The organism is Haloarchaeobius pelagicus (assembly GCF_051207375.1).
Classification (GTDB): Archaea; Halobacteriota; Halobacteria; order Halobacteriales; family Natrialbaceae; genus Haloarchaeobius.
Window position 1 is genome coordinate 491638 of the sequence record NZ_JBPJZD010000003.1, and the last position, 21275, is coordinate 512912.

Consider the following 21275-nt stretch of genomic DNA (forward strand, 5'->3'; position numbering starts at 1 on the left):
CCCGGGAATCGTGTCGCAAGTTCGACAGGATGCCGTCCGCGAATCCCGGTGAATCGTCCGCGGACCAGTAGTCTTAATCGACCGGTGCTGTACTATCGAACTAATGACAGACCGCTGGCTCTACTCCTGGGCGCTCGGGTCGGTCGCCTTCGGGGGCGCGTCTCTCCTGATACCGCTTTACATCGTCCAGCTGGGTGCATCACCAGTCGAACTGGGCCTGCTGGCGGCGTCCGCCGCCATCATCGGTGCCCCAGGAGCGATCCTGTTCGGGAAGCTCGCGAACCGGGTCGGCCACCGTCGCCCGCTGGTGCTTACCACGCTCGCCATCGTCGCGGTCGCGCTCGCCGTGGTACCACTCGTGTCAAGCATCACAGCGGTCATCGTCGCCAACGCGGCGCTCTGGCTGTTCGTCGCGTCCATCGCGCCGGTCGTGACCATGCTCGTGGTGGACGATTCGCCAGAATCGGCGTGGAGCGAACGCATCGGCCAGCTGAACAAGTACCAGGGGTATGGCTGGGCCGGCGGCCTCGTCCTCGGGACGGTCTGGCCCTTCGTCGGCACGCAACTGGTCGGTGCAGCCGCGGTCACGCGCGTGCTGTTCTGGCTCCTCGCGGCGTGTGCAGCCGCGAGCGTCGTCGGGGCTGCCCGGTCGCTCCCGCGCCCCGCACCGGCCGACCACGTCACGAGCGACCGGCAGGTCCGGAAGGTCGCACGCCTCCTGTCGAGTTCGCGCCGCGGCGTCAAGGGTGCGACCTTCGCGTTCTCGCCGAACCGGCTGTACTGGACGATGCAGTCGTTCCATCCGCAGCGACTCCGCGGTCGGCTGAACCCGGCGCTCGTGACCTATCTGGCTGCCGCAACTCTCTTTTTCACCGGCTCCGCCGCGTTCTGGGCGCCGCTCCCGCTCTTTTTCACGGAGTTGAACTTCGACTCCGGACAGGTGTTCGCGCTCTATCTCGCCTCCAGCCTCGGGTCGGCCGTCCTCTACGAACGCGCTGGCCGGTTCGCGAGCAAACTCGACATCCGGCTGCTCCAGTCGGGGGCGCTCGCGGCCCGAGGGCTGCTCTTTCCGGCCGTCGCGCTCATCACCGGTATCGGGGCGGTCACGGTCGGATTCGGCGTTTCGGGGGTCGGCCTCGCCGCCATCGGGGCGACCTGGGCGTTCATCGCCGTCGTCGGGACGGCCATCGTCACCCGGCTCGCGCCGCCGGCGATACGCGGCGAGATTCTGGGTGTGCACACCGCACTGGGGGCCGTAGCCGGCGGCATCGGGGGCGTGCTCGGCGGCTGGGCGGCGACCGTGGGCTACTTGTTCGCCTTCGGCGTCGCTGGCGGGCTGGTACTGCTGGGAGCCGGGCTGGTCGTGTCGCTGCGGGCGCTCTCGGGCGGAGAGGACGCAGCGAGAACGCCCGACAACGCTGCCGGCGACCGCCCGGATGCCGTCGCCGTTCCGGCGAGTGAGAGAGAACACAGGTCGGTCGATGCGGAGTGACAGACCAAGGGTTCCCGGCCTGTCGTTTCGACAGGTATTTGAAACTTCCTGACGGCGGCTACCCGGTCGTGACCGATTCGTCCCCTGTATGCAACACGGATGTGGCGTGCTGGGATACGGACCGTATCTCGTCCGGACAGCCGGAATCCGACGGCTCGACCCAGCACTCCTCGAACCCGGGGCGCTCCGGGAACCGTCGTCACCCGTCCCCGCGAAGGATTTAACTCCGGCCGAGGTGATTGTTTCCCATCATGACTCACAGTGGTGGTCTGACTATCCTCGTCCCGTTCGACGTCTCGGGGCCAGGTCTCCCCGCTCTGGATGTCCTCGACCACCTCGGTACCGTCGAGGTCGTACTCCTCGGGTACTTTCCGGTTCCGGACCAGGCAGAGCCGGCACTGCTCAGGGACCAGCACGGCACCGAGGCTGCGGACCGGCTAGCCGCAGTAGCCCGGGAGCATGCCACGCTCGACGACGTGCTCGTTTTCACACACGACCGCGAGGCCACCATCGACCGAATCGCCGACGAGTACGACTGCAACGCGGTATTGACACCCGGGCGTTCGGCGACCGTCAACCGCGTCCTCGTCCCGCTTCGAGGGGACGTGAACCTCGACCGGATTCTCAGGGTCGTCGCCGACCTGTTGCTGGCGGGGGACGAGACTGCCACGTTGTTCCACTCCGTCTCGGAGGACGCCGACCCGAGTCAGGGGGAACTCCTCCTGATGGGTGCCGTCGACCGCCTGGTCGAGTACGGGGTCGACCGCGACCGCGTGGACTGGCGGCTCGCAGAGGACGGTGACCCGCAGACGGAGATCGTCGACCTGAGTCGGGAGTACGACCTCGTCGTCCTCGGCGAGACCGAGCCATCGCTCCGGGAGCGGATCATCGGGGACGTGCTCTCGGGAATCGTCGACGCCATCGACGCCCCAGCACTCATCGTGAGGGACGTCGAGTGACACCCCGGACCAGACACACGAGGGCGGACAGATGAGCGCCGACGGGGGCGAACTCGAGCGGACGCTCGGCTTCGTCGAGGCGATGACGCTCGGCGGCGGGACGATGATCGGTGCGGGGATATTCATCCTCCCTGGTATCGCTGCCGAGACCGCCGGTCCCGCGAGCTCGATATCCTACGCCATCGCCGGCTTCGTCGCGTTGCTCGCGGCGCTCTCACTCTCGGAGCTCGCGACCGGGATGCCCATCGCAGGTGGGAGCTACCACTACGTCAACCGTGCACTCGGAGGGCTCTTCGGGGCTGTCGTCGGCTGGGGGATGTGGACCGGGCTGATGTTCGCGAGCGCGTTCTACATGATTGGATTCGGACAATACCTCGTCGAGCCGATCCCGTTTCTCGACGGACGGGGCTTCATCGTCGGGCTGGGGCTCGTCGGGTTGGTCTTGCTTCTCGGGGTCAACTACTACGGGACCGAGGAGTCGAGTGCGTTCCAGAACGTCACCATCGGGACTGAGACCGCCATCATCCTCGTCTTCGTCGCCGTCGGCGTCTTCTTCATCGATACGGGGAACCTCGAGCCGTTCGCCCCCTTCGGGCCCGGTGGTGTCGTCGCCACGACCGGCATCGTGTTCATCTCGTTTCTCGGGTTCGAGATAATCGCCACTGTCGCGGGCGAGATCAAGAACCCGAGTCGGATCATCCCCTTGTCGATGATCCTTTCGGTAGTGCTAGTGACGATTCTCTACGTCCTCGTCATGCTCGTCAGCACTGGGGTGATACCCTTCGAGTCGCTCGGCGACTCCCCCATCCCTGTCTCGGACGTTGCCGTCGTCTACCTGGGTCCGGCGGGGGTGTTCGCAATCGTCTTTGCCGCCATCATCGCAGCGATATCGAGTTCTAACTCCTCCATCCTCGCTGCCTCGCGAGTCATCTACGCCATGGGCCGGGACGGTGTCGTGACCGACTGGTTCAACGTGAGCCACCCCCGGTACTACACGCCCCACCGAGCCATCGCGGCCACTGGTGTCGTGACGGCGTTGCTCATCCTCGTCGGCCTCGAAGTGGAGACGATTATCGCGCTGCTCGCGGAGGCGGCGAGCTTCAGTTTCCTCGTCGCGTACTCGCTCGTCCACGTCTCGCTCGTCGTCTTCCGGAAAGCCGACCCGGACGGCTACGACCCCTCGTTCAAGCTGCCTCGGCCGCTCTACCCGGTCGTCCCTGTCCTCGGCGTGATACTGTCGCTCCTCGTCGTCTCGCAGATGGCGACTGTCGTCGTCATCATCGGATCGGGAATCGTTGTCTTCGGAGCCATCTGGTACGTCACCTACACCCGGGGGCGCGTCGTAAGTGAAGGGCTTTTGCGCCAGGTGCTCCGCGGGGAGCCGGCTGAGCCGTTCCGCGTGGTCGTCCCGGTGGCGAATCCGGCGACACAGCACGGGCTACTCCGGCTCGCGGCGGCGAGCGCACACGCCAACGCGGACCGGGGGACGCCCGAACTCGTCGCGGTCAACGTCACGCCGGTCGCACAGCCCTCGCCGCTCCAGAACGTCGAGGCGGACCGTGCGGAACACCAACGTGAACTCCTCGAGAACGCCCAGGACATCGCGACCGCGATGGGCGTCACCCTCCGGACCAGGGCGATGGTCGCCCCCGATGTCGGCGAGGCGATTCTCGAGGTGCTCGAGGACGAAGCGGCCGACGAGGTACTCCTCGGCTGGGACGGAACGCTGGAGCACGACGGGCACGTCTTCGGCACGGCGGTCGACACGGTTGTTCGGAACGCCCGCTGTGACGTCTCGCTCGTCGACATCAAACACGAGACCATCGGAACACCGGTAGCGCTCGTCGCACCGGGACCGAACGCACCGGTCGTCGCGCATCAGGCGGTCGAGTTCGCAACCGTCGACGGGACTGTCCCGACCCTGCTGAACGTCCAGTCCCCCGGCGCTGGGGACGACTCGGATGCCGAAGCGCGGGGTCGAGCGGTCGTGGCCGACGCTGCCGAGGCGGCGGGGCTCGACCCCGGCGAGTACGACGTCCGGGTCGTCGTCGACGACGACATCGGACGGGCGGTCGTCGAGGCGGCCAGCGAGTACGACACCGTCTGTGTCGGGCTCTCGAACCGGCCCGAGGAATCGCGGATACCCTTCGGGACAGTCACGGAACGCGTCGTGAACGATGTCCAGAGCAACGTCGCCCTGATACGCGGGTCGTGAGCGACTCGACTACTCTGCTTCTTCCTCGTCCGCCATCCAGCGCTGGCCGTACGAGCGATACCCGTCGAACTCGCCCTGGGTTATCTCGCGCTCGATCTCCTCGCGCGTCTCGCTGTCGAGTCTGACGAGGTGACACACGGGGTGGCCCGGGAGCGCGACGGGGTTCTCCAGCACGCCGACGATGAGGCCGGTGAACGGTGCCTCGATGACGTGTTCTTCCTCCTTGAAGTGGTCCGAGACGGTGCAGATGGTCTCGCCTTCCTGCACCAGCGGGTTCGGGCCCCACTTCATCTCGACGAGGCCGCCGGTGTCGGCCCGGAGCCAGCGCTTCTCCTCCTCGGGCCCCATGACCTTCCGCCAGAGTGGCTCCTCGATGGTTCCCTCGGGGTAGACCTCGTACTCGGCGAGGACGCTCTCGACGCCGGCCAGCGCCTTGTCGATGAGTGCGGGCTGGAACCGGTGTGCCTTCCCCATCTCGACGGTGAGCGTGGGGATGCCGTTCCGGGTCGCGACCGCCCGGAGCGAACTCTCGTCGCCCTCGCCGGAGAGGATGACGTTCGTCGCGAAGGCCTCGGCGAGGCGCTCGACCTCGGGGTTCCCGATGTCGGCGCGGGCGTGATACATCGTGGTGCGGTTCCGGGTCGAGGTGTGGAAGTCCAGCCCGAGGTCGCACTGGCTCACGAATCGCTTGTAGACCTGGTGGGCGATGCGCTCTGCGGTCGTCGAGCGCTCCCGGCCGGGGAACGACCGGTTGAGGTCCTGGTCGTAGATGGGGAGATACCGCTGTTGGGCCTGGTAGCCGGGGACGTTCACGACGTGGAGCAACACCAGTGTGCCGTGGATGTCGCTCGGGGAATACCGGTCGGCGACCTCCTGGAGGACCTTCACCCCGTTGAGTTCGTCGCCGTGGATGGCCGCGGTCATGAACACGCGCGGGCCGGGGTGTTTGCCGTTGATGATGGTGACGGGGATCTCCACCGAGTCGCCGAGGTAGGTTTCGCTGACTTCGTAGCGGAACTGCTTCTTCTCGCCGGGGTCGACCTCCGAATCGTAGCGGAAGGGGCGGGGGTGCTCGTTAGACATACCGGTATTTCAGCGGGGCGATAGGAAAACGTTCGTGTTGGGCACGTCCCGTTTGTGTCCCCCCAGTAACTGGAGAAATGTCCACGAGCGAGTTCGACCCGGCGGACACGCTGGTGCCCGCGACCCCAGACGGGGACGGCGAACCCGAGCGCTTCCAGTATTCGCTCGTGGCCCTTCGAGCCGTCGAGACATCTCGTCGGTCGGTGGCAGTGGCGGGCTGCGGGGCATGCAGGTGGCTGTACTCGGGGTGGGAGGGTACTGATTCCAAGAGCAACAAACGAGGGTTGCATGGGCAATCGGCTACGGGCCGGTCACTCGTCGTCGGTCTCGAATCCATCGACGCCCGCGAACTCGAAGCGCGCCCCACCCATCTCGCTCTCGCTCACGGTGACGTCCCAGCCGTGGGCACCCGCGATGCTCTTCACGATGGCGAGGCCGAATCCCGTCCCATCCGGGTCACCCGTGTACCCGTAGTCGAAGACCTTCGCTCGGTCCGCCGGTGGAATCCCGGGACCGTCGTCCTCGACGAAGAAGTACTCGGGCGTCTCGCCGACGTGAACGGTCACCGTCTGCCCGCCGTGATCGACCGCGTTGCGGAACAGGTTCTCGAACAGGGTCTGGACGCGTTCGGCGTCGCCCTCTATCGAATCCGTGTCTGGGTCGACGTCGAGGGTGGCGTCGGGCGCGTCGACGGTGTCCCAGGCGAGCTGTGCACATTCGACCAGTGAGACCTGTTCGAAGTCACTGACGGTCTCGCCCTTGCGCGCGAGTTCCAGCAGCGATTGGATGAGGGCATCGATGCGGTCGAGTGCCCGGTCGGCGCGGGCGATGTGGTCGGTTGCCTGGTCCGCGTCCTCGGCCGCGAGGTCGAGACTGACCTTCGCGGTCGACAGTGGATTCCGGAGGTCGTGACTGAGGATGCCCGCGAACTCGTCGAGTTGCCTGACCCGCTGTTGCAGCTGGCGCTCACGTTCGAGCTGGTCGGTCATATCGCGGAGGACGCAGACGAAGCCACGATGGGAACCGTTCTCGTCGTTCACCGCGGTGAGGGTGAAATCGGCCCAGTATCTGAAGCCGCCCCGCCGCACCCGCCACCCCTTCTCGTGGACCGGTCCCTCGTCACGGGCGTGCTCCAACTGTCGTTCCGGAACCCCATTGGTGACGTCCTCAGTCGTGTATAATATCGAGAATTTCTCGCCGATGATCTCCCCGTGGTGGTAGCCGTTGATTCGTTCGGACCCGGAGTTCCAGGTGGTCACCAGCCCCTCGGGGTCCATCGAGAAGATGGCGTACTCCGTGATAGCATCTATCAGCAGTTCGAACCGTTGTTTCTCTTCGTCCAGCAGTCGCTCGGCCTCGGTCTCCTCGGAGATGTCGAAGGCAACACATATCATCGTCCCGTTCTCGGCGTACGAGAGTGTCACGCTCACGTGAACCGGACTCCCGTCCTTGCGCCGCTGGACGAGTTCGTCGCTCCACCGACCCTTGTGTGGGACTGCCGGCATAATAGTGTTCTCGACGTACTCGCGGTCCTCCGGGTCGAAGAGCAGCTTCCATCGCTCTTTGAGCAATTCCGCGGTCGTGTACCCGTACATCTCGGCGAAGGCCTGGTTCGCGTAGATGAACTGCCCGTTCTCGTCGAACATGGCGATGCCCTCGCGCGCCGTCTCCATCGCCCGGAGCCGCCGGCCGACGATCTTCTCGGTCCGGTAGGCAGTCACGTAGTGCTCCATGCGACTCGTCAGGAACTCGTACGCTCCCGGGCCACTCTTTCTCAGGTAGTCGGTGACGCCGGCCGAGATGGCTTCCGAAGCGACCTCCTCGGTCCCACTCCCGGTGAACAGGATGAACGGGATGAAGGGGTCCCGTTCTCGCACCGTGCGCAAGAACTCGATGCCGTCCATCCCCGGCAAGTCGTAATCACTCACGATGCAGTCCACACCGCCCTCATCGAAGACCGCCAGTGCGTCGGTTGCACGCTCGACGGATTCGACGCGTGCCCGGTCGCAGGTCCGTTCGAGCCAGAATTTCGTCGTGTCCTGCGCCTCGGGGTCGTTGTCGACGTGCAAGACGTGAATCTGTTCGGTGTCCGACTGAGAGACGGCGTCCGTCGTCCGGTTGTTGCCGTCGGTGCGCATGTACCCGAAGAGAGGCAGTGAGCGCGGCTAAGCCTTCTCTGTGATTTGTTATTACGAAGGGGTGACAGGGAGAGAAACGGCAGACTGAAACCGGGTTACTGGCGCGACTTCGCGACAGCCAGCGACCCGAAGAAGCCGTAGTAGGCGACGACGCCCGAGGCGAGCGTCAACTGGTACGCCCACGACGGGCCCTGCACGACCTCGAACAGCAGGGTGACGAGGGTCACCCAGGCGAGCGCGAACGCGAGGTCGACCGCCATCCCGGCGTTGTGCTCGCGGACGTGGTTCCGGACCGCGGTGCCGAGGTCGCCGAGCGACCGCCCCGACTGGGCGTGCTCACTCATCGTCCTCGCCCTCGCGTTCGTCCACGACGAGGACCGGGCGGTGCGTCGAGCGAAGCACGCGCTCGGTGACGCTGCCCAGCAGGGCCCGCTTGACGCCGGAGCGCCCGTGGCTGCCCATCACGATGAGGTCCACATCGAAGTCCTCGGCGAAGTCCGCGATGACCGAGTGTGGCCGGCCGCCACGGAAGTGTTCTTCCGCGACGAGGCCGCGTTCGCGGGCCTTCTCGGCGACCCGGCTGGTGGCGCTCCGGGCCCGGTCTTCGAGGTCTTCCATCTCGCCGAACTTGCCCAACCGGATGCGCTCGACCTGTTCGGTGCCGAGGCTGACGTCCATCGCGATGGTGTCGACCACGTAGAGGGCGAGTACCTCTGCGTCGTACAGCTCGGCCAGTTCCAGTGCCTTGTCGACGGCGGCCTCCGCCGTCGCGCTACCGTCCGTCGGGATGAGGATTCGTTCCGTCATGATCAGTCGTCTGCAGGGGTGTTCGCGCCGTCACTCACGACCTGTTCGGCCGACTCCATGCGCTGCATGGGTTCGGGGCTGTGACACTGGCGGACGAGCTTCTTGATGTCCTCCGGGGGCTCCTCGGTCGCCCAGGAGACGCCGACGATGACCGCGAAGACCACCGGCACCGCGACGAGCGCGGAGGAGGTCGCCGGGATGACGTTGGCGAGCGTCTGCGAGAGCACCTCACCGTCGATGAAGCCGACGTAGCCCGGCAGGACCTCGTTCACGATACCGAGCAGGGAGAACCCGAGCCCGGTGAGCATGCCGGCGATGGCACCCTTCCGGTTGGTGTTCTCCCACCAGAGCCCGAGGAAGAACACGGGGAACAGCACCGAGCCCGCGATGGCGAACGCCATGGAGACGAGTTCGCCGATGAGCGCCGGCGGGTTGAGCGCGACGACGGTGACCAGCACGCCCAGCGTGACGATGGTCGCACGGCCGACGAGGAGCTGCTGGCGCTGGGTCGCGTCCTCGTTGATGATGTTCGTGTAGATGTCGTGTGCGGCAGCCGAGGAGGCGGCGATGAACAGGCCCGCGGTCGTCGCGAGTGCGGCGGCGACCGCCCCGGCGGCGACGAGGCCGACGAGCCACTGGGGCAGTTCAGCGAGCTGGGCCGTCAGCACGACCAGCACGTCGGACTGCGTGCCCGTGAACAGCGCGCCCTCCGGGCTGATACCCGACTCCTGGGCGAGGATGCCGCCGAAGGCCGCGTAGGCGGCGGTACCCCAGTACAGCAGGCAGATGAAGAACAGGCCCCAGACGCAGGACCAGCGGGCGGTCCGCTCGTTCTCCACCGTGTAGAACCGCACGAGCACGTGTGGTAAGCCACAGGTCCCGACGATGAGGGTGAACGCGGTCGCCACCCAGACGAAGTAGGAGGCGTTCGCGAACGGTGCCGAGAACTCGGCGGAGAGCTGCTGGGCGACGTAGGTCGCCTCGTTACCGAACTCGATGTAGGGCAGGACGGTCGAGTAGCCCTGCGACCAGCCGACCGCGTAGAGACCGACGAGGAACGCGGCGATGAGGATGACGTACTGCACGGCCATGTTCTTGGTCGCACCGAGCATCCCCGAGAGCGCGACGTACACGATGGTGATGCCCATGAGGAGGACGACGCCGGTCGTGTAGTCGGTCCCGAACAGGTAGATGGACATCAGACCCATCCCGCGACCCTGGCCGACCGCGTAGACGAACCCGATGAGGATCGTCGTGAACGCGGCGATGGCGCGGGCCCCGTCGGAGTAGAACCGGTCACCGATGAAGTCCGGTGCCGTGTACTTCCCGAAGCGGCGGAACTGGGCGGCCATGAAGATGAGCAGGATGAAGAATCCCGCCGTCCAGCCGACCAGGTACGCGAGGCCGTAGTAGCCCGCCAACCCGACGAGTCCGGCCACCCCGAGGTAGGAGGCGGCGGACATCCAGTTCGCGCCGATGGCCATGCCGTTCTCGATGTTCCCGATGGAGCGCCCGGCGACCCAGAGGCCGTCGGTGTCGGCCACGCGGAACACGTACCCGATGCTCAGGAACAGCATGAGCATCCCGGCGGTGATGGCCGCGGGGATGGCTTTGAACCCGGCGTCGAGGCCGGTCTCACCGATCTGCAGGACGATATCTGGCATCACAGTTCCTCACCTCCGTCGGTGGCCGTGGCCTGTCCGGCCGGGGCAGTCTCAGAGTCGTCTTCGTGGTCGATGTCGAACTTGTCGTCCAGCGCGTCGCGCTGGCGGGCGTAGACGACCGACAGGAGCAATGCGCCCGCCGGCGCGCCGATGGCGGTCAGGAAGAAGTGGAGCTGGAAGCCCAGCACGATGGTCTCGGTCATGAACCCGGGCGCGATGGCGGTCGCCGTGACCGGCCCGAAGACGAACAGGACCCAGGCGATGAACGTCCCCCAGACGACCTTCAGGTGGTCGCGCATGAACGGGGTCGCCGGCTTGAAGATGTTTATCTCCGCCTCCAGGTAGTCGATGTTCTGTTCGCGTGCGGCCGCGTCGTCGCCCTGACTGGACTCTGACGCGGATTGTGTGGCTGTGTCTGACATAGTTTCGTGATGGCTATGGCTGTCGCTGTGTCGGTGCTGGTGAATCACGAGTGCGCACCACTGACCGGGCGACCGGTCAGTGACGGGCGCAGTCGATGTCCCTGTTCAGTCGCCAGAGACCTTGGCCGCGATGTCCTCGACCACGTCCGGGTTCCGGAGCGTCGAGGTGTTGCCGAGTTCGTCGCCGTTCGCGATGTCTTCGAGCAGCCGGCGCATTATCTTGCCCGAGCGGGTCTTCGGGAGTTCGGGCGTGAAGATGACCGCCTCGGGCCGCGCGATGGGCCCGATGGCGTCCTCGACGCCCTGGATGATGCGCTGGCGCAGTTCCTCGTCCTCGTCGTAGCCGTCCTCGGTGATGACGTAGGCGTACACCGCCTCACCCTTGATCTCGTGGTTCCCACCGACGACGGCGGCCTCGGCGACGCCCTCGACGCCGACGATGGCGGATTCGACCTCCATCGTCCCGAGCCGGTGCCCGGAGACGTTGATGACGTCGTCGACCCGACCGAGGACGGTGATGTAGCCGTCGTCGTCGATCTTCGCGCCGTCCTCCGGGAAGTACACCCAGTCCTCGGGGTCGTCGCTGTCGGTGTCCGAGTACTCGGCCCAGTACTCCTGGACGTAGCGCTCGTCGTTCTGGTAGAGGGTCCGGAGCATGCCCGGCCACGGCTTCTGGACGGTGAGGTAGCCGGCACGGCCGGCTTCGACCTCGTCACCGGCCGCGTCGACGATCTGTACGTCGAGACCCGGGAGCGGCGGCCCGGCCGACCCGGGCTTCATGTCCTTGATGCCGGGGAGCGTGGTGACCATCATCCCGCCGGTCTCGGTCTGCCACCACGTGTCCACGACGGGACAGGACTCGTCGCCGATGTGCTTGTAGTACCACTTCCACGCCCGCGGGTTGATGGGTTCGCCCACGGTGCCCAGCAGGCGCAGGCTGGAGAGGTCGTGGCGCTCCGGGTACTGCGAGCCCCACTTCATGAACGCCCGGATGGCCGTCGGCGCGGTGTAGAGCTGGGTCGCCTCGTACTCCTCGACGATCTCCCAGAGGCGATCCTGCTCGGGATAATCGGGCGTTCCCTCGTACATCATCGTGGTCGTCCCGAGCGCGAGCGGGCCGTAGACGATGTAGGAGTGGCCGGTGATCCAGCCGATGTCTGCCGAGCAGAAGTACGTGTCCTCGGGCTTGATGTCGAGTACCGCCTGGGAGGTCCAGGCCGCCCACGAGAGGTAGCCACCCGTGGTGTGCTTGACCCCCTTGGGCTTCCCCGTCGTGCCGGAGGTATACATGAGGAACAGCATGTCCTCTGCGTCGCGTTCGACCGGGTCGACCTCGGCACCCTCGTTGTCCGCGACGAGGGCGTCGTAGTCGTGGTGGTTGTCGGCCATCGGGTGGTCGTAGACGTCACCGAGCCGGTCGGCGACGACCACGTCGGAAACGTCGTGTTCGACGCCAGCGAGACCCTCGTCGGCCTTCGCCTTGTGCTCCAGGTGGTCGCCGCGGCGGTAGTAGCCGTCGCAGGTGACGAGGTACTCCGAATCCGCCGCGTTCATCCGGGTCGCGAGCGCGTCCGCGGAGAACCCCGCGAACACGACCGAGTGCGGCGCGCCGATGCGGGCACACGCCAGCATGGCGATGGGCAGCTCCGGAATCATCGGCATGTACATCGTCACGACGTCGTCCTCGCCCACACCCAGTTCGCGGAGGGCCGCCGCGAACTCGTTCACCTCGCGATGGAGTTCCTCGTAGGTGTAGCTCCGGTCCGCTTCGTCGACCGGCTCACCCACCCACTCGATGGCGGTCTCGTCGCCTCGCTCCTCGAGATGCCGGTCGAGACAGTTCGCGGACGCGTTGAGCGACCCGCCCGTGAACCACTCGTAGAACGGCGGGTTCGAATCGTCCAGTACGGTGTCGTAGTCGTCGTCCCAGTCGAGCAGGTCGGCCGCTTGCTCCCAGCACTCGGGCCAGTTCTCCTCGAACTCCTCGTAGATGCCCGGGTCCGAGGCGTTCGCCTGTTCGACGAACGACGCAGGCGGTTCGAACCGTTCCTGCTCTTCGAGCCGTGCCTCGAGTTCCACGTCGGTATCGTCCCCTGTCATGATACACCATAACGATGTAACGACTCCCCTATAAAAGATGGAACTAACCATCCCACAGTACGGAATTCGGACGTGTCCGAATCCATCACGGTCGTTCAGCAGGAACAGCTGTTTCCATCGGTAATCGCGACATCGGTGAGCACGGCTGCGACCCTAGATAGTTAGTGGCGTCCGTCGGCTGGTCGCTCCGAGTCCTCGAACACGGCCGTCAGGAGCTTCTGCTGGGCTTTCCGGAGGTGATTGTGCAGCGTCGGCGACGAGATGTCCATCGATGCCGCCAGCTCCTCGGCGGTGCTCCCGCGAGGCCACTCGAAGTACCCGGAGAGGAACGCCGCCCGGAGGACGGTCCGCTGTTTCTCGGTGAGGTCCTCGTCGACGACCTGTTCGACCTGCGCCGTCGTCTGGACCGGCTGTTCGACCTCCCGTTTGGCGAGCAGTTTCGCGTCGGCGAACGTCGCCGTGAACGCCTCGACGACGGTTCGCACGTCCGTCTGGTCCGAGAACACGCTGGTCACGCGGGCGGTCCCATTCTCGACGGTCAGACTCCGGACCGTCCCCCCTCGCTCGACCAGCATCGGCGCGATGGCGTCACCCGAGACGACGAACTCGAGGAGCGCGTGCTCGCCGTAGTCACGGACCAGCCGACTGTCCGTGACCGCCTCGCACCCGTCGACCCGTTCGAGCACGTCGCCGACGCCTGCGCCCTCGACCGTCACGAAGTGCAGGAGGGAACCGTCGTTCCCCGGGACGACGCCCTCCAGTTCGAGGTCGCAATCGAGCGCGGTCGCCGTGTCGACGAGGAACGAACGGCGGTCGGTGCACTCGAAGGAGAGTTCGACGCCGGTGTCCGCCAGAAGCAACCGTTTCCGCTCGACCGCGGTGAGCGTTCGGCCGATTCGTCGGCCGGCGTCCGCGAGTACCCGTTGTGTCTCCCTGTCTGCGGACCGGGTCGCGACGCAGAGCAGTCCGTCTACCGTCTCCCCGGACCGTATCGCGACGATGCACAGGGTCTCGTCCCCCCCAGTGGCCAGTTCGTCGACGACATGGGAATCGAAGACGACGGCGTCGTCGCTTCCGTCGGCCAGCCTCGATGCGAGGTCCTGCCCAGCGATGACCTCACCGAGTTCCCCATCGGAGAACTGGTCACTCCATGTTCCTGCGCGTTCGCGTGGTGTGCCGTCACCGTCACAGAGCCAGACCCCCTCGAAGAAGTCCGCGAGGGCGCTGCAGGCGGCGGTCTCGACTTGTTCACGTGTCGCCACGTCCGCCAGCGCCTCACCGAGGGCCTCGACACAGTGAACCAGTTCGGCAGTCCCCGAGGGGGTGCGGGGGTGGTGGTCAGCGGTGGCTGGTGTGTGCCGCGAGTCGCGTCCGACCGGGGCACCACCGCCCTGCCGCAGTCCCGTCGAACCACGGGCAAAGGCCTCGACGATGGCGGCCGCCGAGGGTGTGTCGAGGTACTGGTCGAGGCTCTCCAGACTGTTCCAGCCACCGACCGCCTGGACGACCGGTGCGGGGACACCCTGGGCGTTCAGCGACCGATGGGCGAAGTGCTTTCGCAGGTCCTTCGAGGACACCGACTGCAGGCGGTCGTCGTCGGTTCGGTCGGCCACGTCGGAGACCAGCATCTGGAGCCGGCGCGCGCTCACGCCGAACAGCGGTTCGTCGGCCGCGACACCCTCCACGTTGGCGAACTTCCGGAGGTCGTGGGCGACCGTGGCCGGCACATAGGCGAGTCGAGTCGTGGCATCGGCGAGTTCGGTGGGGTCGGATTCAGCCTCCGTCTCTCGCACCGTGAGCAGGTGATGTGTCCGCCCGTGCTGGGTCCGCTGGGCGAGGTCACCCGGCCGCAGTCGTGCCATCTCGGCCGGCCGAAGCCCGACCAGGCCAGCCAACGAGACCACGAGGTCCTCCCGGTAGGTCTCGGTCGCGTGGCGGAGTCGCTCGAACTCGGGTTCCGTCAGGAACGACTCGTGCTGGCCGGGTGACATCAGTCGTTTCGCACTTCTCGGAGAGCGCGAATAAATGTTCGGCATTATCACAGCAGTTTACGCCGGAGACCAGCCGCTGATGGCGTCATCTCGTGAGAGCGTGCATGAACCAACTTCGCTGATTCCGATATCCGTGAAATCACTCCTCGACGAGCGACTCGAGTTCGCCGACGACCTCGGGGTTGCGCAGCGAACTCGTGTCCTCCGGACGCTCGCCGTTGGCGATGGCTTCGAGGTAGCGACGGAGGATCTTCCCCGAGCGCGTCTTCGGCAGCGACGAGGTGAACGTTATCTCGTCGGGGATGGCGACGGGACCGATAGCGTCCTCGACGCCCCGCTCGACCTGCTCGCGCAACTCGTCGGTCCCGGCCACGTTCGCGGCCGGGCTGACGTAGGCGTGGATTCGCGTCCCCTTCACGTCGTCCTCGCCACCGACGACGGCGGCCTCGGCGATGCCGTCGACGCCGATGATGGCCGACTCTATCTCGGAGGTGCCGAGTCGTCGGCCCGAGACGTTCACCACGTCGTCCAGTCGACCCAGGAGCGTCAGGTAGCCATCCTCGTCCTCGACCGCCCCGTCACCGGTCGAGTACTGCCAGCGCGCGTCCTCTGGGTCACCCCGGGCAGTCTGCGCCCAGTCGGTTCCCTCACGGAGGGCGACGGGCATCCCGGGCCACGGTTTCGTCACGACGAGCTGGCCCGATTCGCCTACCGACGCCTCCTCGCCGAACTCGTCGACGACCGCGGCGTCGATGCCGGGGAGGGGTCGGCCGACCGACCCGGGCCGCATCTCGTCGATGGCGGGCAGGGTCGACAGCATCACACCCCCGGTCTCGGTCTGCCACCAGGTGTCCACGATGGGGCACTCGCCGCCACCGATGTGCTCGAAATACCATTCCCACGCGGTCGCGTCGATGCTCTCCCCGACCGAGCCGAGCAGGCGCAGGCTGGAGAGGTCGTGTCTCGCAGGCACCTCCTCGCCCCACTTCATGAACGCCCGAATCGAGGTCGGCGCGGTGTAGAACACGTCGACCGCGTTGCGCTCGATGACCTCCCAGAAGCGGTCCTTGCCCGGCGGGTCCGGCGTGCCCTCGAACAGGACGGTCGTCGCGCCGATGGCGAGCGGGCCATACACGACGTAGGAGTGGCCCGTGATCCAGCCGACGTCGGCGGTACACCAGTGGGTGTCCGTCGGTTCGAGGTCGAAGACGGCGTGGCTCGTCCAGGCAACGTGTGAGAGGTAGCCACCCGTCGTGTGGCGGACCTCGGTGGGTTCACCCGTGGTCCCGGAGGTGTAGATGTAGAACAGCAGGTCACTCGCGTCACGAGCGACCGGCTCGACCACCTCGCCGTCGTGGGCAGCGATGCAGTCCTCGTAGGCGTGGTGGTCGCCGGGATAGCCCAGTTCGAGCCGGTTCACCACGACCTGTTCGACCGCCTGTGAGACCGAGAGACAGGCGTTGTCGGCCTTGCTCTTGAGGTCGACGGCGGTCCCGCGGCGGTAGTAGCCGTCGCAGGTGACGAGCAGTTCGGAGCCGGCGTTCTCCATGCGCGTCGCGAGCGCGTCCGCGGAGAACCCCGCGAACACGACCGAGTGCGGCGCACCGATGCGGGCACACGCCAGCATCGCCACGACGAGTTCCGGCACCACCGGCATATACAGTGTGACCACGTCGTCCTCCGCGACGCCGAGGTCCCGAAGGGCCGCCGCGAACGCGTTCACCTCGCGGTAGAGGTCCTGGTAGGTGTAGGTCCGGGTCTCGCCCAGTTTGCCCTCCCACTTGATCGCGGCGTGGTTCTTGCGCCCGGCGTCGACGTGACGGTCGACGCAGTTGGCCGCAGCGTTGAGTTCCCCACCCGGGAACCACCGGATGTCGTCGTCGGTGGAGAGCACCGAATCGTACTGCCGGGACCACGTCAGCTGGTCGGCGGCGCGTCGCCACCCGTCCGGCCAGTCCTCCTCGAACTCGCGATAGATGGACGGGTCGGTGACGTTCGCCTGCTGGACGAACGACTCCGGGGGCGCGACGGACTCCGTTTCCCCGCTTCCTGCCGTGGCGGCGGACTCACTCCCGTCCGACATTCGTCTCCCACTTCGTGCAGGCGGCAAAAAATCGTTCGGCCTCCCAGGCGCTGTCGGCGGGGCAGGGAGGACACCGCATACCACGTGCTTCCGGAGACGCAACACATTAGTTTCGGTTCGAAATAGTCTCGGTATGAGCCGTGTCCCGAACCCCATCCGGTTGCTCATCCTCTGGATAGGGCTCGGGCTCGCCCGCCTCGGATTGCTCCCCCGGGAACACGTCGAGCGGACCACCGACCTCTCCTGGCCCCGCATCGTCACCGGCATCGCCCGGATGTCGAAGAACGCGGTCGACGTGGCGATGGTCGGTATCGCGGTCGGCCCGCTCGCCATCTCCGGCGTCGGCCTGGCCTCGCCGTTCTGGGGCATCGCGTTCTCCCTCGGCGGCGGGTTCGCCGCCGGCACCATCGCCCTCGTCTCCCAGCGATTCGGGGCAGACGCCCACGACGGCCTCGCGCAAGCGGTTCGGTCGAGCGTCCTTCTCGTTATCGTCGTGACCCTGCCGGTGATGGCGGCGTTCCGGCTGTTCCCGACCGAACTCATCTCGGTACTCACCAGCGACGCGCGGGTCGTCGAACTCGGCGCGCGCTACCTCGCGGTACTCTCCTTCGGCGTCCCGTTCGCCGCCCTCAACCTCATCGGGAGCCGCATCTTCATCGGCGTCGACGACGCCTGGACGCCGATGGTCGTCCGCTCCGGTGGGGCCATCGCCAACATCGGGCTCAGCGCCATCTTCATCTTCGACATGGGGATGGGTGTCGCGGGTGCCGCCCTCGGCACCGTCCTCGCGAACGTCCTCGTCACAGTGGCCTTCGTCGTCGCGCTCGTAGCTGGGCGACTCCCGGGTATCGGGGTCTCCCCCGTCCAGGTCTCTCCTGTGGGCCAGTACGTCGATATCGGAAACCTGCGACAGCTGGTGAAGATCGGCCTGCCGGTCGTCGGCCGGAACATGGTCTGGACGGTCGCGAAGTTCCCGATGCTCGCCATCGTCGGCCTGTTCGGTTCGACCGTCCTCGCCGCGTACGTCATCGCCCGCCGTATCTGGGGCATCATGAACACGCCCGGCTGGGGCTTCGCGCTGGCCGCGAGCAGCCTCGTCGGGCAGGAACTCGGTGCCGGCGACGAGGCCGAAGCCGAATCGTACGCCCGCGGTGTCATCATCTTCTCGGTGGCGACGTACACCGTCGCCGGGCTCCTCGTCGGCGCGTTCGCCGAGCCGATCGTCCGGCTGTTCGTCGGTGACCCGAGCGACCCCTCGATACCCATCGCAGTGGCGCTGGTGTACGCCGCCTGTTTCGCGGTGGTCGGCCAGGGCGTCAAGTCGGCGACCGCCGGCCCGCTGGACGCCAGCGGCGACACGCGCTGGCCGTTCTACAGCCAGCTGCTTGGCATGTTCGTGTTCACCATCCCCATCGCCTACCTCGGCGCGACCACCGCTCTCGGTATCTGGGGGCTCTACCTGTCGTTCACCGCCGAGACGTTCGTCCCCGCGGCGATCAACTACTATCGCTTCTCGACCGGGAAGTGGAAGGCCATCAGCCGGGAGTACCGCCCGGACCAGCCGATGGCCGACGATTGAAAATCGACCGCGAACCGGGGACCCCGCTCAGACCCCGTGGAACTCCTTCAGGATGCGCAGGTCGGTCTGCGTCTGTGCGAACTCCGCCATCCGACGGGTCGTCCCGCAGTGCTCGCACGTGAAATCCTGCTTCGGTTCGGGGAGCTGGGCCGGGTTCGCCTCCCACCCTTCGTCACACGCCGAACACTGGAGCTGAATCCACGCTTGTTGCATACATGTTACTTCGCGACGAAGCGTCAAAACGGTTGCTGGTGGTGAAATGAGTGACCGAGATGTGGTAAATAACAGGCATCTGATTTCTCGAAGACGCACGATACGCTCCGGATGCACTGGTGTGTGAGAATCCGGAGCGCTGTGGCCGCGTGGGACGAACCACCCACGCGGCGCGGCCGACGCGAGTCGACCAGCACGCCTGACAGGAAACGGAGCCGATAGGCGAACAGCGCCCGGGAACACCCCGGACAGCGGTTCGGCACCCCCCACAGGCGGCCCATCGGCCACAAAGTACTTACATGTGAATTTGCCACTCAGTCGACGTCCGGCTCTGCGAGCGCGTCGTCGAGGCCGTTGTTCCGCATCGTCTCGGCGACGGCTGCACCTTCGTCGCCATCGACGACGCCGTGGGCGTCTTCGTCCTGACGCTCGACGACGGTCGTCTCGCCGGTCACCTCCACGAACAGCGCGGCAAGGTCGCGATCGGGGCTCTTGTTGACTGTCATTGTGTCTCGAACTCCGGCTATACCACAGTTATCGAAACGCATGAAGTGTGAGCATGATTAGCACACCTATTCAAATGGCACCGCGAAATCACCCCATATAGACACGTCATCAAAACAGAATGTCAGCAACAGAGTTGACACTGCTCGCAACCTACAGAGTGTAGAAGTCCCATGTACGAGAGGATACTGGTGCCGACGGACGGGAGCGATGCCGCGCTAGTCGCGGCCGAGTGTGCGACCGCCATGGCCCGACGGTTCGGGGCCGTCGTCGACGTGGTACACGTGCCCGACCGCCGGGAACGGGTGTTCGCACCGTCGGAAGCCGAGGCCGACGCCGCCGCAGAAGCAGTCCTCACAGCGACCCGCGACGTGGTGACAGCGGGCGGTATCGAGCCGAACGCCGTCATCATCGACGAACCGGACCAGGTCCACGAGGTACTCTGTCGATACGCCGACGAGCACGACGTCGACTGCATCGTCATGGGCACCCACGGCCGGACCGGGTTCGACCGGTACGTCCTCGGGAGCGTCACGGAGCGGATGATACGTGCCGCATCGGTCCCCGTGCTCACCGTCCACGAAGACACCAGGGTTCCCGACGGGGCGAGCTTCGAGCGACTGCTCGTCCCGACCGACGGCAGCGAATGCGCCATCCGGGCCACCGAACACGCGACCGACCTCGCAGAGGCGGTCGGGGGTGACCTCCATGCGATCAACGTCGTCGACACGACCGTCGCGCCCGGCGGCGTCGAGTCCGGGTTCATCACCGGCGAGCTGGAGGCCGCCGGTGAGCAGGCGTTAGAGACGATGCAGAACCACGTGCAAGCCGGAGGCAGCGTGACGGTCCACACGAGTGTCGTCCACGGCCCACCCTACCGCGCCATCATCGACTACGCCGACGAGCACGACGTCGACTGCATCGTCATGGGCACCCACGGGCGGACCGGCCTCGACCGCTACCTGCTCGGGAGCGTCACGGAGCGCGTGGTGCGACTCGCGGAGGTGCCGGTCATCTCGGTCCGTGGCCCCGACTCGTCGTGACCGACGTGACGGCGAGGGTGCCGTCGACGACGATGGTCGCGGTCCCCTCCGGGCCCGCGATACGGAGTTCGAGTTCCAGCGGGTCGGTCCGCACGACCGTCGTCGTCGGTGTCGGCAGGTCCCAGTGATACGCTTCCTCGACGGGAAGCCCGATTTCTAAGAGCCCCGCGGCCACCCGAGCGTGCGAGAGCAACGGCAGGTAGAAGCCCGATTCGACGACCCAGGTACACGTCTCACAGGAGATGCCGACCGGGAACGCGCCGTCCCGGTCGAGGGCCGCCGGGTCGACGGTGACGGTCGTGGTCCCGGCGCAGTCCGGGCACTGCCCACGGCGGGCCAGTCCGACCTGCGTCCTGGCGCGGTCGTACACCGTCTCGAACACCACCTCGTCCGTGCGGTTCCTGAGCCCGTTCTTGGGGAACGGGTAGGTGAAGCCACCGACGAGTTCGTCGCACGACGGGCAGCGAAGCGAGAAGAACTCCCGGTCGTACGTGAGCGTCGTCGGCCCATCACACTCGGGACAGGCCACGCTGGTGTCGAACTCGTGTCGTGACACGGACTCGGTCGGCCGGTTGGCCAGCACCGCCCGGTGGAGCGCCGTCGCGCTGGCCGTCGGGACGTAGCCGTCTGCCGTCTTCCGCAGGTAGACGCCCCGGAGGCGGCCGAGGTGGTAGTTGAACTTCCCGCTGTCCTGCATCTCGACCGCACGCATCAGGTCCGCGTAGCCCTGTGGCTCGGTGTGGGCGGCGCGCCACCGGTCCAGGAGCGCCAGGAGTATCTCGAGCCGGATGTCGTGGCCGAGGAGGGCGAACGCCTCCCGGGTCTCGGGAACCGTCTCCGCTTCGTCCGACATGGCTGGGCTATCACCGGACCGGGAAATCAGCGTACCGGTCGGGACAGCGACGAGTTGTCCGGTCGCGATCCATGCTGCCTGCTAGCACGACTTGTGAACTGCATCTCTCAAAACCTCTACTTACCACCA

The 21275-nt window shown here is 66.4% G+C and carries 17 protein-coding genes; 5 read left to right on the forward strand and 12 right to left on the reverse strand.

Going from position 1 to position 21275, the window contains the following annotated elements; genetic code table 11:
• Positions 1-103 precede the first annotated feature (103 nt).
• From ACSC1S_RS20285 to ACSC1S_RS20295, 3 genes are all read left to right on the forward strand, one after another.
• Positions 104-1492: an MFS transporter gene (locus ACSC1S_RS20285; RefSeq protein ID WP_435365907.1), complete on the forward strand. Its 1389-nt coding sequence runs from the start codon at positions 104-106 to the stop codon at positions 1490-1492.
• A gap of 251 nt (positions 1493-1743) precedes the next feature.
• The gene (locus ACSC1S_RS20290; RefSeq protein WP_435365908.1) at positions 1744-2451 is read left to right on the forward strand and encodes a universal stress protein; all 708 of its coding nucleotides are present in this window, start codon (positions 1744-1746) and stop codon (positions 2449-2451) included.
• Positions 2452-2482: 31 nt separating this feature from the next.
• Entirely contained in the window at positions 2483-4666 is a 2184-nt protein-coding gene (locus ACSC1S_RS20295) for an amino acid permease (protein ID WP_435365909.1), read from the forward strand.
• Positions 4667-4675: 9 nt separating this feature from the next.
• Here the strand turns inward: ACSC1S_RS20295 and ACSC1S_RS20300 are convergent, their stop codons facing one another.
• The 9 genes from ACSC1S_RS20300 to acs (ACSC1S_RS20340) all read right to left on the reverse strand — a co-directional run bounded on the left by ACSC1S_RS20300 (position 4676) and on the right by acs (ACSC1S_RS20340) (position 16954).
• On the reverse strand, positions 4676-5749 hold the full coding sequence (locus ACSC1S_RS20300) for a succinylglutamate desuccinylase/aspartoacylase family protein (protein WP_435365910.1): 1074 nt from the start codon (positions 5747-5749) through the stop codon (positions 4676-4678).
• 311 nt (positions 5750-6060) lie between these two features.
• Positions 6061-7887, reverse strand: coding sequence for a PAS domain-containing sensor histidine kinase (locus ACSC1S_RS20305; RefSeq protein ID WP_435365911.1), 1827 nt, complete (start codon positions 7885-7887; stop codon positions 6061-6063).
• A gap of 95 nt (positions 7888-7982) precedes the next feature.
• Positions 7983-8231: a DUF8119 family protein gene (locus ACSC1S_RS20310; protein ID WP_435365912.1), complete on the reverse strand. Its 249-nt coding sequence runs from the start codon at positions 8229-8231 to the stop codon at positions 7983-7985.
• Positions 8224-8694: a universal stress protein gene (locus ACSC1S_RS20315; RefSeq protein WP_435365913.1), complete on the reverse strand. Its 471-nt coding sequence runs from the start codon at positions 8692-8694 to the stop codon at positions 8224-8226. The genes ACSC1S_RS20310 and ACSC1S_RS20315 overlap by 8 nt, the downstream gene beginning before the upstream one ends.
• 2 nt (positions 8695-8696) lie before the next feature.
• On the reverse strand, positions 8697-10358 hold the full coding sequence (locus tag ACSC1S_RS20320) for a VC_2705 family sodium/solute symporter (RefSeq protein WP_435365914.1): 1662 nt from the start codon (positions 10356-10358) through the stop codon (positions 8697-8699).
• Complete coding sequence (locus ACSC1S_RS20325; protein ID WP_435365915.1) at positions 10358-10780, reverse strand: DUF4212 domain-containing protein; 423 nt, start codon at positions 10778-10780, stop codon at positions 10358-10360. Before ACSC1S_RS20325 ends, ACSC1S_RS20320 begins: the two co-directional genes overlap by 1 nt.
• Positions 10781-10885: 105 nt before the next feature.
• Entirely contained in the window at positions 10886-12880 is a 1995-nt protein-coding gene (gene acs / locus ACSC1S_RS20330; RefSeq protein WP_435365916.1) for an acetate--CoA ligase, read from the reverse strand.
• Between the two features lie 161 nt (positions 12881-13041).
• The gene (locus ACSC1S_RS20335; protein ID WP_435365917.1) at positions 13042-14871 is read right to left on the reverse strand and encodes a bacterio-opsin activator domain-containing protein; all 1830 of its coding nucleotides are present in this window, start codon (positions 14869-14871) and stop codon (positions 13042-13044) included.
• Between the two features lie 139 nt (positions 14872-15010).
• Entirely contained in the window at positions 15011-16954 is a 1944-nt protein-coding gene (acs, locus tag ACSC1S_RS20340; protein ID WP_435365918.1) for an acetate--CoA ligase, read from the reverse strand.
• Between the two features lie 133 nt (positions 16955-17087).
• Between acs (ACSC1S_RS20340) and ACSC1S_RS20345 the strand changes: the two genes are divergently transcribed.
• On the forward strand, positions 17088-18533 hold the full coding sequence (locus ACSC1S_RS20345; RefSeq protein WP_435365919.1) for an MATE family efflux transporter: 1446 nt from the start codon (positions 17088-17090) through the stop codon (positions 18531-18533).
• A gap of 27 nt (positions 18534-18560) precedes the next feature.
• Here the strand turns inward: ACSC1S_RS20345 and ACSC1S_RS20350 are convergent, their stop codons facing one another.
• Together ACSC1S_RS20350 and ACSC1S_RS20355 are read right to left on the reverse strand one after the other, a co-directional pair.
• Entirely contained in the window at positions 18561-18746 is a 186-nt protein-coding gene (locus tag ACSC1S_RS20350) for a DUF7836 family putative zinc-binding protein (RefSeq protein ID WP_435320435.1), read from the reverse strand.
• A 314-nt stretch (positions 18747-19060) separates the two neighbouring features.
• Entirely contained in the window at positions 19061-19252 is a 192-nt protein-coding gene (locus ACSC1S_RS20355) for a hypothetical protein (protein WP_435365920.1), read from the reverse strand.
• A gap of 171 nt (positions 19253-19423) precedes the next feature.
• Between ACSC1S_RS20355 and ACSC1S_RS20360 the strand changes: the two genes are divergently transcribed.
• Positions 19424-20293: a universal stress protein gene (locus tag ACSC1S_RS20360; RefSeq protein ID WP_435365921.1), complete on the forward strand. Its 870-nt coding sequence runs from the start codon at positions 19424-19426 to the stop codon at positions 20291-20293.
• Here the strand turns inward: ACSC1S_RS20360 and ACSC1S_RS20365 are convergent.
• Positions 20262-21146 (reverse strand): DUF7351 domain-containing protein, encoded by an 885-nt coding sequence (locus ACSC1S_RS20365; RefSeq protein WP_435365922.1) that lies wholly within the window; start codon positions 21144-21146, stop codon positions 20262-20264. The genes ACSC1S_RS20360 and ACSC1S_RS20365 overlap by 32 nt on opposite strands.
• Between the last annotated feature and the right edge of the window lie 129 nt (positions 21147-21275).